This window comes from Cronobacter sp. JZ38 (assembly GCF_008932145.1).
GTDB classification, from domain to species: domain Bacteria; phylum Pseudomonadota; class Gammaproteobacteria; order Enterobacterales; family Enterobacteriaceae; genus Cronobacter; species Cronobacter muytjensii.
In genome coordinates this window covers 3,388,222-3,399,889 of record NZ_CP017662.1, presented here as the reverse complement: position 1 = coordinate 3,399,889, position 11,668 = coordinate 3,388,222, and the positions used below count along the sequence as shown (strand labels likewise).

Genomic DNA, 11,668 nt, shown 5'->3' with positions numbered 1-11,668 from the left:
AAGGTCAGGCAATCAGTTCATGGCTTTCGCGCAGCACGTCGCGGTAGTAGCGTTCGGCGACATCGGGGTGCGATCGCAGGCGGCCTTTTAAGTAGTTCCAGCCGACGTCGCGCAGCAGCGGATTGCGCGGATCGCTTTGCGGGCCGTGCGCCTCGCGGGCGAGTTCCGGCGGTAGGGGATAGACCGGCACCACGCCGTCGAGCCGCGCGCCCAGAAAGAAGGCGATGGAAAGGCGTTCTTTATCCGCTGGCGGCGAGACGACGCGGTGCACCGTGGCGCGCAGATAGCCGTTGGTGGCAAGCTCCAGCAGTTCGCCGATATTGACCACAAAGCTGGCGGGCAGCGGGGCGGCGTCAATCCACTCGTCGGGTGCCACTTCCACCTGCAAGCCCTGTTGCTGATCCTGCAACAGAAAGCTCAAAAAACCGGAATCCTTGTGCGCGCCGACGCCCTGATCGCTTTGCGTATGCTGCTGGCCGGGGTAGCGGATGAGCTTGATATGCTCGTTGGGCTGTTCGCCATACAGCGTGTCGAACGCGTCTGGCGCGAGATGCAGGGCTTCTGCGAAGGCGCGCAGCAGACGCAGCGCCATCTGCGCCATGTCGCGCTGAAAGCGCAGCAGAGTCGGTTTAAGCGATGGCTGGGCGTCGGGCCAGAGGTTCGGCCCCTGCAAACGACGCCAGGACGGCGCGTTCGCGGAAAGCGTGAGCGCCGGGCGCTCGGCGCCAATATCAAACTGTTCGCGCCAGTCCGGTTTGCCGCGCGTCAGCTCCGCCGCGGCGCGGTTATAGCCGCGAAAGTGAGGCGAATGGATCATCGCCACCCGCGCTTTTTCGTCTTCCGGCAGCGCGAAGAACCGGCGCGCTTCGTGTTGAACGTCGTCCAGCAGGCGGGTATCGACACCATGATTCACGATATAGAAAAAACCGATGTCGCGGGCGGCGTAGCGCAGGTGATCGAGAAACGCGGCGCGGTCGGCCGGGCCCTGATTAAGCCGGGCGAGATCCAGGATTGGCAACGTTGGGGGAAAGGCTGTGCTCATGGGGCGCTCCGTTAGCAAAAGAAAATAACAGTCGGTTATCAGCAAACAGACAGGCACAACAACAGCGCAGGCGCATAGGGATCTCCTCAGGTTGGCTCCATGACGTCACGGTGCCTGAAAAGCGTCGGCGCGCCCAATATCGTTCTTTTCTGATTTATAACGTCATGGGGTAAAAAGGATTTCTGGCTACCGCATAAGGAAGTATTTCAAAATGTTTCCGATGGAACGGAATTTGTTTTACCCGTCAATGGGTTAAATTTTCGTTAAAATCTTAACAATGATTCAACCTTCAAGTTTGCCGCTGCGCTGCCGTTGTCCTGAAAGAAGTTCCCTCTGAATCTTTCCAGGTAAATAACAATGCTAAAAACAACGCAAGCCAGGTTTATCGTTTTACTCTGTCTCTTTTTTGCGGCGCTCAGCGTTATTACCGCGCTGGTGATCCACTTTTTTGTGACGCCGGAAATTAAGCGCACTGAGACGCGTCTTATTCGTTATGAAGTGGATAACGTGGCGTTCAGCATCGTCGAACAGATGAACCGCGTGCAGGCGCAGATGCGCAGCGTGACGCAGAGCGTCGCGACCATGCAGAGCGATGAAATCGATCGTCTGCTGCCCGCGCTGGTAGATCAATACCAGGATGTGAATGTCTTTGGCGGGGGCATCTGGCCGCTGCCGGAAAAACGCGAGGCGGGGCGCAATAAATTCAGCACCTTTTTCGCCCGCAACGCCAGCAATCAGCTGGAAGTGAACACGTACTGGAACTCTGAGGCGGCGCCGAACTATTACGAGCAGGTCTGGTATAAAGCGGGGCTGAATGCGCCCGTAAGCCAGTGCGCCTGGGCGAACGCGTATCAGGATGACGCCAGCCCGCAGCCGCGCACCAACTGCGCGATGGTGATTACGAAAGATGGCCAGCCGTGGGGTGTGGCGACCATCGACGTGACGCTGGGCTTTTTCAACCAGCTGGCGAAACAGATGAACGAGGCGATTTCCGGACGCGTGCTGATTCTCGAAGCGGACGGCAAAATTGTCGGCGACGCAAACCAGGTAGGGAAAACCGCCAGCCTGAAAAAGCTCGCCGATCTCGGCGATGACCCGATGGCGCAGGCGGTGCAGAACACGTTGTCCCGCTTCCGCGCAGGCGAAAAAACCGAGCAGGAGTATGACCAGGATGGCGAATCGCACACCGTGATGTTGCAGTCCATCAAAAATAGCCCGTGGATTATCGCCGTCGATCTGCCGACCGCGCTGCTGACGACGCAGACTGATACCATTCTGGCGCGCCTGAGCATGGTGCAGATCCCGATGATGTTGCTGCTGCTGGGTGTGCTGGTGCTGTTTATCCGTTCGCTGATGGGCAAGCTGGCCGATCTTAACCGCAACATCAGCCGTCTCTCCGCAGGCGGCGCGGATCTGACGCAGCGCCTGGAGCCGACCAGCAGCCCGGAATTTAACGCGATTATCGACAGCTTCAACGGCGTGATCGACTATCTGCAAAAAATGCTGCGCCAGGTGGGCGACAGCGCCCGCGCGCTCTCGTCGGCATCGCAGCAGATCTCAAGCGGCAACCAGGATCTCTCCGCGCGCACTGAAGATCAGGCGAGTTCCATTGAGGAGACGGCGGCCTCCATGGAACAGCTCACCAGCACGGTGCGCCAGAACGCCGATAACGCCGCGCATGCCAACGAGCTTGCGCATCAGGCGTCGCAGGTGGCGGAGCGGGGCGGCAACGTGGTGCGCGAAGTGGTCAGCACCATGAGCGCGATTCAGAGTTCGTCCGGCAAGGTCGTGGATATTATCGCGGTAATCGACAGTATCGCGTTCCAGACGAACATTCTGGCGCTCAACGCCGCGGTAGAAGCGGCGCGCGCGGGCGAACAGGGCCGCGGTTTTGCGGTAGTCGCCTCCGAGGTACGCAGCCTGGCGCAGCGCTCCGCGCAGTCGGCGCGTGAAATCAAACAGCTTATCGAAAACTCCGCCAGCAATATCGACACAGGCACGAAGCTTGTGAATGAGGCGGGCGCGACGATGGATGAACTGCTGAGCGGCGTGCGCAACGTAACCACGCTGATGGGCGAGATAATGTCCTCCAGCCGCGAACAGAGCGCGGGGATTTCACAGGTGAACCTGGCGATTAACCAGCTCGACAGCGCGACGCAGCAGAACGCGGCGCTGGTACAGGAAGTGTCGGCGGCGTCTCACTCAATGAGCGAGCAGACGCAGCAGCTCGACCGCGTGGTAGCGGGCTTCCGCCTGTAAGTTAGCGCTTGCCTCTGAGAAGCCGGCCGCCCGATGCGCCGGCTTTTTTATTTCTGCCGCTCGACCCTTCACGCCAGCCGCTTGCAATTTCAGCGCGGTCGTTTTACGATATTGTTACGTTATAACATTTCTTTAAGGGCGAATGATGAAACCAGATATCCATCCCCACTACCGCACCGTGGTGTTCCACGACACGAGCGCCAACGAATATTTCAAAGTGGGCTCGACCATTAAAACCGAGCGTGAAATCGAACTCGATGGCGAGACATATCCGTACGTGACGATTGATGTGTCATCGGCGTCGCACCCGTATTACACCGGGCGTCAGAAGACCATCACTACCGAGGGCAGCGCCGCGCGCTTCCAGCAGCGTTTTGGCCGTTTCTTTAACGATAAAAAGGCGTAAACCATGCAGGTGCTGAATTCATTACGCAGCGCGAAAGCGCGCCATCCTGACTGTCAGATAGTCAGACGCAAAGGCCGGTTGTATGTTATCTGCAAATCGAATCCGCGTTTTAAAGCGGTGCAGGGCAGGAAGAAAAGACGGTAAGCATCGCCCTCGCAAGAGGGCGATTTTTTTAGTGCGCCTGGGATGCCGTCGCGGTGTTCACCGGCGGATTAGCGCTACCCGCGTGTTTATCGAGCGAGTAGATATCATAAAAGGAGAGCGCTTTTTTACGGGTCAGCATTTTCTCCAGCTGCGCTTTTTGTTCGGCGGTAATACGCGGCGAATGCTGGATCTCGTTCACCAGGCTCTCCGGCACGTTGCGGGTATTATACCACTCGCCGTTGTAACACACGCGCAGATCCAGAACATCGATATCTTCGTAGTGGTAGCGCGGGTTAACGTCGAAAAAGAAAAAGCCGTTAAGCAGCGCAAACAACACCACCAGCAGCCAGACCGAGCCTGCCAGCGTTTCCGACTGGAGCATCACCGCCATGGTGGCGAGCCACCCCAGATACATGGCGATAAACAACCCCGGATGTTTACGGATAAAGCTGATGCTAAAACGCGGACGGTTATCGCGCTTCTCTTCTTTGTTGAGCTGGTCAATCGTGGCCGTCAGCAGTCGCTGGATTTCAGTCATGCAAAACCTTCAAAATCTGTGTCGCGCGTGCGCGGGAAAGGGCATTTTAGAAGGCCGCCGCGCGCGAAAAAAGTAACAGACGGCCAACAAAAAACCATAACAGTTAACCGCAGCGGCACTCAGAGGCGGCGGATCACGCGCGCCGGGTTGCCTGCCACCACGCAGTTATCTTCCACTGAATGGGTCACTACCGCGCCAGAGCCGACCACGACGTTATCGCCAAGCGTGACGCCGGGGTTGATGATGGCGCGCCCGCCAATCCAGACATTATTGCCAATGGTGACCGGTTTCGCGAACTCCAGCCCGCTGTTACGTTCGGTCGGGTCCAGCGGGTGCGTGGCGGTATAGATGTGCACGCCGGGCGCCAGCATACAGTTATCGCCGATGCGCACCGGACAGACGTCCAGAATCACGCAGTCAAAATTGGCGTAGAAGTTTTCGCCAAGATAAATGTTATAGCCGTAATCGCAGCGGAACGTGGGTTCGATATACGCGTTCCCCGCCGCGCCAAGCAGCGTCGCCAGAATCTCCTGACGTCGCGCTTTCGCATCCGGCGCGCTGTGATTGTATTCATGCAACAGATGTCTGGCGCGCAGACGGTCCTCACGCAGTACCGGGTCGTTGGAGAGGTACAGCTCGCCCGCAATCATTTTGCGTTTTTCTTCGCTCATGGCTTAAGTCACTCCTTTAACAGTAAGGCCTGATAGTAGCCACTAAACGCGCGACTGACCATTCACTGCATTTAAGAGGGGGAGGCGCTGCACAAAAGAGAGGGGAGGAGGGGCCATGCTAACGGAGGCTCTGTTCGGTATGGCACGCATAATCCGAATCGCTCGACACTAACATGGCGCCAGCATCATCAATATCACTGATGATAATCACGTACAAAATAACAGGGGATTAACGGACAAATTTCCACACAGAGGTTGGGATTTTATCGTAAAGCTTATTCATGGTCAGTTCAGCGAGACGATGATCTGCAGCTGAATAAAATACCGCCAGTTCATTGTCAGGCAATTCATATTTATTTTTTTCAATCACACGTTCCAGCGTATCAATTGTCTGACAGCGTCTGAGTCGCATTAAATAATCGGTTTTGGTTAATGGTTTGGTCGTCATAATACACCTAAGTGGTTGTTCTATTTTTAAAAAGACAAGCTCACAGGATTCTCCCGGCTGGCGTTTACGAAACACCGGAAAAGCCTGTTTCCGGACTTGCGCCATTTTTGCAAATCTTGCGCATTGATACCGTAATTGCTGAAAAGCATAAAAGTATCATCCAGATATTCATCTAATTGCTCAATGAGAGCGGCATCTTCGTCATGCTTAATTTTATAATTAAGACCGAAACTGGCAATATGCTCAATCAGATCGTTCAGTTGCAGGTTAACGGCGGATGTGGGGTCGTTAACCCAGCCATGCTGGTTTTCGCCTAGCGTGGCGAGGCAATCATGATACAGGCTTTCGCAAAGAAATTTAAGCTGCGCTATATCATGCCGTTTTGGTGAGTATTCGTCCATAACGTATCCCCTTTTTAGCGAAAATTTTTAGTCAACAGCACCGCAGGGGCAGATACACAACGCGTATCAGGAGGCTTCGCGCTCCATTTTTAATCTACTTTTACTATAAAACACCCTGAGGATTTTTTCCTGGCACGATTACGAAAAATTACATTTTCGCTTTTAATCGCCCATCATTGTCGACACATTTACGCGAATCAATATTGGCAGCGAACGCTGACGCATTGAGAAAGAAAACTTAAGCTTTAAGTCTTAGATTTACCTTAGTTTAAAACTTTCATTTATTCGCGCCTGAAGAATATTCTGTAATAAGATCTTTTTCTGCATCGGATTAATCCCAATAAAATATTTTTAATGCAAAAAAGAGGGATACGGAGGCGAGGTGATGTTTTTTTGCGCGGGATTCTAAAAACGCCGGAAGGGGACGATGCGCCCCGTGGGGAATATCCCGGCAAAAAGAAAGGCCGCATCAGCGGCCTTTCTTATTCACGTTGCTCAACCGATTAGTGGTGCTCAACCGGATGGCTATGCTCAATATCTTCATTCTTGCGGCTGAAGCGGCGGCGTACCACTACAAAGAACACCGGAACGAAGAAGATAGCCAGAATGGTCGCGGTCACCATCCCGCCCATTACGCCTGTCCCTACCGCGTTCTGCGCGCCGGAACCTGCGCCGGAGCTGATAACCAGCGGCATTACGCCGAGAATAAACGCCAGCGAGGTCATCAGAATAGGACGCAGACGCATACGCACGGCTTCCAGGGTCGCTTCAATCAGGCCCTTGCCTTCTTTCTCCATCAGGTCTTTGGCGAATTCCACAATCAATATGGCGTTCTTCGCCGACAGGCCGATGGTGGTCAGCAGGCCCACCTGGAAGTAAACGTCATTGCCAAGACCGCGTACCGATGCCGCCAGCAGCGCGCCGATAACCCCAAGCGGAACCACCAGCATGACCGAGAACGGAATTGACCAGCTCTCATAGAGCGCCGCCAGACACAGGAACACCACGATAAGCGAAATGGCGTACAGCGCCGGCGCCTGGTTGCCTGACAGACGTTCCTGATAGGACATACCGGTCCAGTCGTAGCCGATACCGGTCGGCAGCTTGCTGGCGATCTCTTCCATCATCGCCATCGCTTCACCGGTACTCTTACCTTCTACCGCCTGGCCCTGGATCTGCATGGACGGCAGACCGTTATAACGCTCCAGACGCGGCGAACCGTATTCCCAGTGGGACGTCGAGAAGGCGGAGAACGGCACCATCTGCCCGTCAGAACCACGCACGTACCAGTTGTTGATATCGCTCGGTAACATACGGTACTGCGCCTGCGACATGACATACACTTTCTTCACGCGACCGCGGTCGATGAAGTCGTTGACGTAGCTGCCGCCCCACGCGGAGGCCAGCGTCGTATTGATGTCGCTCAGCGAAACGCCCAGCGCCTGCGCTTTTTCCTGGTCGATGTCGATTTTGAACTGCGGCGTATCTTCCAGACCATTCGGACGCACCTGCGAGAGCAGATCCGGGTGTTTCGCCGCTTCGCCCAGCAGCTGGTTACGCGCCTGCGTCAGCTTTTCATGGCCCAGGTTGCCCTGGTCAATGAGTTCGAAGTCAAAGCCCGTCGCGGTACCGAGTTCCACAATCGCCGGGAGGTTAAAGGCGAAGACCATCGCATCTTTGATCTGCGAGAAACGCCCCATCGCACGGCCAGTAATGGCAGGAACTTTGTTTTCCGCACCCGGACGATCCTCCCAGTTTTTCAACGAGACGAACGCCAGACCGGTGTTCTGACCGCGGCCGGAGAAGCCAAAGCCGTTAACGGTGAAGACGGAGTTAACGTTGTCTTTCTCCTGAGTGAGGTAGTAATTCGTCACCTCATCCAGCACCTTCTGGGTGCGCTCCTGAGTGGCGCCCGCCGGTAGCTGGGCCATCGTCAGGAACACGCCCTGATCCTCTTCCGGCAGGAAGGAGGTTGGCAGGCGGATAAACAGGAACGCCATCGCCACGACAATCAGCAGGTAGAGCAGCAGGTAACGACCGGTGCTGCGCAGAATATTCCCTACGCTGTCGGTGTAGTGATGCGTGCTCTTGTCGAACATGCGGTTAAACCAGCCGAAGAAGCCTTTTTTGCCTTCGCCGTGATCGCCTTTGGCGACCGGCTTGAGCATGGTGGCGCACAGCGCCGGCGTCAGGATCATCGCCACGATAACCGACAGCACCATCGCGGAAACGATAGTAATCGAGAACTGACGATAGATAGCGCCCGTCGAGCCGCCGAAAAAGGCCATCGGGATAAATACCGCCGAGAGCACCAGCGCGATACCCACCAGCGCGCCCTGAATCTGACCCATTGATTTACGGGTCGCCTCTTTGGGCGGTAGTCCTTCTTCCACCATCACACGCTCGACGTTTTCCACCACGACGATGGCGTCATCCACCAGCAGACCGATGGCGAGTACCATCCCGAACATGGTGAGCGTGTTTATCGAGTAGCCGAACGCCGCCAGTACCGCAAAGGTGCCGAGCAGAACGACCGGAACCGCGATGGTTGGAATCAGCGTCGCGCGGAAGTTCTGGAGGAACAGGTACATGACCAGGAACACCAGCACGATCGCTTCAACCAGCGTTTTCACCACTTCGAAAATAGAGATTTTCACGAACGGCGTGGTGTCGTACGGATAAACCACTTTCAGACCGCTTGGGAAGAACGGCTCCAGCTCCGCAATGGTCTTGCGTACCGCTTCCGCGGTATCCAGCGCATTGGCGCCGGTCGCGAGTTTAATACCGAGACCCGAAGCCGGCTGGCCATTGAAGCGCGCGATAACGTCGTAGTTTTCGCCGCCAAGCTCAACTTTCGCCACATCTTTCAGGCGCACCTGCGAGCCGTCCGGGTTCACCTTCAGCAGAATTTTGCTGAATTCTTCCGCGGATGTCAGACGGGTCTGCGCGATGATTGAAGCGTTAAGCTGCTGGCCTTTCACCGGCGGGGTGCCGCCAAGCTGACCGGCCGCGACCTGGGCGTTCTGCGCTTTAATGGCGCTGATAACGTCCACGGGCGTTAGCTGGAAGTTGTTCAGCTTATTTGGGTCGAGCCAGATACGCATCGCGTACTGCGAACCGAAGAGCTGTACATCACCCACGCCGGAAGTACGGCTGATGGGATCTTTAATGTTGGCGCCCGCGTAGTCGGCGATATCTTCCTGGGTCATCGACCCGTCAGTGTTGATAAGACCCAACACCATCAGGAACGAACTGGAGGATTTCTCGACGCTGACCCCTTGCTGCTGGACTTCCTGCGGCAGCAGCGGCATGGCGAGCTGCAGTTTGTTCTGCACCTGCACCTGCGCGATATCCGCGTCAGTGCCGGATTCAAACGTCAGCGTTATCTGCACGGTGCCCGAGGAGTCGCTGGTGGAGGACATGTACATCAGGCCATCGATACCGTTCATGTTCTGTTCGATAACCTGCGTCACGGTGTCCTGCACCGTTTTCGCATCCGCACCCGGGTAGGTCGCGTTAACCGTCACCGCTGGCGGCGCAATCGATGGATATTGCGCAACGGGCAGTTTCATAATGGACAAGCCACCTGCCAGCATGATGATGATGGCGATCACCCATGCGAAGATGGGGCGATCGATAAAAAACTTAGCCATGTTTTAACGGCTCCTGTTAACTCAAGACTGCGGTTGCTGTGACTGCGTCTGACCAGCGGCGCCGGATTTCTGCTGTTGCTGCTGGTTTTCAGTCACTTCCTGCACTTTCACCTGCGCGCCCGGGCGAACTTTTTGCAACCCGGTCACGATCACGCGATCGCCGGCTTTCACACCGTCGGTGACGACCCACTTGTCGCCCATCGCCTGGCCAACCGTCACCGGACGCACTTCAACTTTGTCGCCTTCGCCAACCACCATGACCGTCGCGTCACCGCGCGGCGTGCGCGCCACGCCCTGCTGCGGCACCAGAATCGCGTTCGGGTTAACCCCTTCTTCGAGACGGGCGCGGACAAACATGCCCGGCAGCAGCGTGTGGTCAGGGTTCGGGAAAATCGCGCGCAGCGTAATGGAGCCTGTGGTCTGATCCACAGTCACGTCGGAGAATTCGAGCGTGCCTTCCTGCGAATATTTCAGGCCGTCAGCGGTGGAGAGCGTTACTTTCGCTTTGCCGTTATCCTGCTTCAGCTGTCCGCTCGCCAGCTCCTGCTTAAGACGCAGGAAATCGTTGCTGGACTGGGTCACATCGACATAAATAGGGTCAAGCTGCTGCACCGTTGCGAGCGCCGTCGTCTGGCCGCTCTGCACCAGCGCACCTTCCGTTACGGCGGATTTGCCGATACGGCCGCTGATAGGAGAGGTCACTTTGGTATAGGCGAGGTTGATACGCGCAGTTTCCACCGCCGCTTTTGCCGCGACGACCGCCGCATTCGCCTGCTGGGCTTCCGCCTGCGCATTGTCGTAATCCTGCTGGCTGATGTACTGCGTGCCGAGCAGTTTCTGATAACGCTTGAGCGTCACCTGGGCGATATTGGCGCTGGCCTGCGCTTTGGCGAGATCGCCTTTCGCGCTTTCATAAGATGCCTGATAGGTCGCGGGATCGATCTGATAAAGCGAAACGCCTGCTTTGATATCGCTGCCTTCCTCGAAATTACGCTTGAGGATAATGCCGCTCACCTGAGGACGAACTTCCGCCACACGATACGCGCTGGTGCGGCCAGGAAGTTCAGTTGTGATTTGCAGAGGTTCGCTTTTCAGCGTCACCACACCCACTTCGGGCGCCTGGGGCGCTTGTTGCTGAGCCTGTTCACCGTCACATCCTGTAAGCGCTATGCTGCCTGAAAGCATCAGAACGACCGCCAGAGGCGTGAACCCTCTGTTTTTGTTCATATCTAAACCTCGAGTGTCCGATTCCAAAAAATGACCAATGGATCAAAAGTCCGCAAACCCATTGCTGCGTTTATAGTGTCGTCATGCTATGGTACATACATACAGAAATGTATGTAAATCTGACTCCTGTAAATTCACCGACATATGGCACGAAAAACCAAACAGCAAGCCCTGGAGACGCGTCAACACATTCTGGATGTGGCGATTCGCTTGTTCTCGCAACAGGGGGTGTCAGCCACATCGCTGGCGGACATTGCCCAGGCGGCGGGCGTAACGCGAGGCGCCATCTACTGGCATTTCAGGAACAAGTCGGATTTATTTAGTGAAATCTGGGAATCATCAGAGGCCAGCATTGGCGATCTTGAAAATGAGTATCGGGCAAAATTCCCAGACGATCCACTCTCTGTGTTACGCGAGATTCTCGTTTATATACTTGAAGCTACGGTGACAGAAGAGCGTCGCCGCCTGATGATGGAAATAATTTATCACAAATGTGAGTTTGTTGGAGAAATGGCTGTCGTTCAGCAGGCGCACCGCAGCCTCTGTTTTGAAAGTTATGACCGTATCGAACAGGCGCTGACGCAGTGCATCCAGTCCGGCATGTTGCCGGAAAACCTCCAGACCCGCCGCGCCGCGATCCTGATGCGCAGCTATATTACCGGCTTGATGGAAAACTGGCTCTTCGCGCCACAGACGTTTGATCTTAAAAAAGAAGCACGTGAACTGGTGGCGATTTTACTGGAGATGTATCAGTACTGTCCGTCCCTGCGCCACGCCCCCGACGCCGCGCCTGCGGCCACCTCTCGCTGAATTTATCTTAAAGCCCGGCGGGCCGCTATTCCATGCGCCAGAGCCGTGGTATTCTCTGCGCCGTTCCAG

11 protein-coding genes are annotated in these 11,668 nt (G+C 55.8%); 4 read left to right on the top strand and 7 right to left on the bottom strand.

Annotated features, from left to right (window positions below; genetic code table 11):
* Positions 1–4 precede the first annotated feature (4 nt).
* Positions 5–1,042: an isopenicillin N synthase family oxygenase gene (locus tag BJP61_RS16145; protein ID WP_171998690.1), complete on the bottom strand. Its 1,038-nt coding sequence runs from the start codon at positions 1,040–1,042 to the stop codon at positions 5–7.
* Positions 1,043–1,399: 357 nt separating this feature from the next.
* On the opposite strand from BJP61_RS16145, the gene BJP61_RS16140 reads away from it, so the two are divergent.
* From BJP61_RS16140 to ykgO, 3 genes are all read left to right on the top strand, one after another.
* Complete coding sequence (locus BJP61_RS16140; RefSeq protein ID WP_075192154.1) at positions 1,400–3,301, top strand: methyl-accepting chemotaxis protein; 1,902 nt, start codon at positions 1,400–1,402, stop codon at positions 3,299–3,301.
* A gap of 145 nt (positions 3,302–3,446) precedes the next feature.
* Positions 3,447–3,707 (top strand): type B 50S ribosomal protein L31, encoded by a 261-nt coding sequence (locus BJP61_RS16135; RefSeq protein ID WP_038864295.1) that lies wholly within the window; start codon positions 3,447–3,449, stop codon positions 3,705–3,707.
* Between the two features lie 3 nt (positions 3,708–3,710).
* Positions 3,711–3,851 carry a type B 50S ribosomal protein L36 gene (ykgO, locus tag BJP61_RS16130; protein WP_007713754.1) on the top strand — a complete coding sequence of 47 codons (141 nt, stop codon included), beginning with the start codon at positions 3,711–3,713 and terminating at the stop codon, positions 3,849–3,851.
* A gap of 28 nt (positions 3,852–3,879) precedes the next feature.
* Here ykgO and BJP61_RS16125 read toward each other — a convergent pair whose 3' ends face one another.
* The 6 genes from BJP61_RS16125 to acrA all read right to left on the bottom strand — a co-directional run bounded on the left by BJP61_RS16125 (position 3,880) and on the right by acrA (position 10,789).
* Positions 3,880–4,389 carry a YlaC family protein gene (locus BJP61_RS16125; protein ID WP_038864293.1) on the bottom strand — a complete coding sequence of 170 codons (510 nt, stop codon included), beginning with the start codon at positions 4,387–4,389 and terminating at the stop codon, positions 3,880–3,882.
* A gap of 119 nt (positions 4,390–4,508) precedes the next feature.
* Positions 4,509–5,060, bottom strand: a complete 552-nt coding sequence (gene maa, locus BJP61_RS16120) for a maltose O-acetyltransferase (protein ID WP_038864292.1) — start codon at positions 5,058–5,060, stop codon at positions 4,509–4,511.
* 229 nt (positions 5,061–5,289) lie between these two features.
* Positions 5,290–5,508: an HHA domain-containing protein gene (locus BJP61_RS16115; protein WP_007713751.1), complete on the bottom strand. Its 219-nt coding sequence runs from the start codon at positions 5,506–5,508 to the stop codon at positions 5,290–5,292.
* A gap of 26 nt (positions 5,509–5,534) precedes the next feature.
* Positions 5,535–5,909: an Hha toxicity modulator TomB gene (gene tomB / locus BJP61_RS16110; RefSeq protein WP_038864291.1), complete on the bottom strand. Its 375-nt coding sequence runs from the start codon at positions 5,907–5,909 to the stop codon at positions 5,535–5,537.
* A gap of 503 nt (positions 5,910–6,412) precedes the next feature.
* Entirely contained in the window at positions 6,413–9,562 is a 3,150-nt protein-coding gene (acrB, locus tag BJP61_RS16105; protein WP_075192156.1) for a multidrug efflux RND transporter permease subunit AcrB, read from the bottom strand.
* Positions 9,563–9,583: 21 nt separating this feature from the next.
* The gene (acrA, locus tag BJP61_RS16100; RefSeq protein ID WP_038864289.1) at positions 9,584–10,789 is read right to left on the bottom strand and encodes a multidrug efflux RND transporter periplasmic adaptor subunit AcrA; all 1,206 of its coding nucleotides are present in this window, start codon (positions 10,787–10,789) and stop codon (positions 9,584–9,586) included.
* 144 nt (positions 10,790–10,933) lie between these two features.
* Here acrA and acrR point away from each other — a divergent pair, with 144 nt between their 5' ends.
* Positions 10,934–11,599 (top strand): multidrug efflux transporter transcriptional repressor AcrR, encoded by a 666-nt coding sequence (acrR, locus tag BJP61_RS16095; RefSeq protein WP_038864288.1) that lies wholly within the window; start codon positions 10,934–10,936, stop codon positions 11,597–11,599.
* Positions 11,600–11,668: the final 69 nt, after the last annotated feature.

What these genes read in the sequence shown, in the direction of transcription:
- BJP61_RS16145 (WP_171998690.1), bottom strand. Translation starts at nt 1,042, where the DNA reads ATGAGCACAGCCTTTCCCCCAACGTTGCCAATCCTGGATCTCGCCCGG.
- BJP61_RS16140 (WP_075192154.1), top strand. Translation starts at nt 1,400, where the DNA reads ATGCTAAAAACAACGCAAGCCAGGTTTATCGTTTTACTCTGTCTCTTT.
- BJP61_RS16135 (WP_038864295.1), top strand. Translation starts at nt 3,447, where the DNA reads ATGAAACCAGATATCCATCCCCACTACCGCACCGTGGTGTTCCACGAC.
- ykgO (WP_007713754.1), top strand. Translation starts at nt 3,711, where the DNA reads ATGCAGGTGCTGAATTCATTACGCAGCGCGAAAGCGCGCCATCCTGAC.
- BJP61_RS16125 (WP_038864293.1), bottom strand. Translation starts at nt 4,389, where the DNA reads ATGACTGAAATCCAGCGACTGCTGACGGCCACGATTGACCAGCTCAAC.
- maa (WP_038864292.1), bottom strand. Translation starts at nt 5,060, where the DNA reads ATGAGCGAAGAAAAACGCAAAATGATTGCGGGCGAGCTGTACCTCTCC.
- BJP61_RS16115 (WP_007713751.1), bottom strand. Translation starts at nt 5,508, where the DNA reads ATGACGACCAAACCATTAACCAAAACCGATTATTTAATGCGACTCAGA.
- tomB (WP_038864291.1), bottom strand. Translation starts at nt 5,909, where the DNA reads ATGGACGAATACTCACCAAAACGGCATGATATAGCGCAGCTTAAATTT.
- acrB (WP_075192156.1), bottom strand. Translation starts at nt 9,562, where the DNA reads ATGGCTAAGTTTTTTATCGATCGCCCCATCTTCGCATGGGTGATCGCC.
- acrA (WP_038864289.1), bottom strand. Translation starts at nt 10,789, where the DNA reads ATGAACAAAAACAGAGGGTTCACGCCTCTGGCGGTCGTTCTGATGCTT.
- acrR (WP_038864288.1), top strand. Translation starts at nt 10,934, where the DNA reads ATGGCACGAAAAACCAAACAGCAAGCCCTGGAGACGCGTCAACACATT.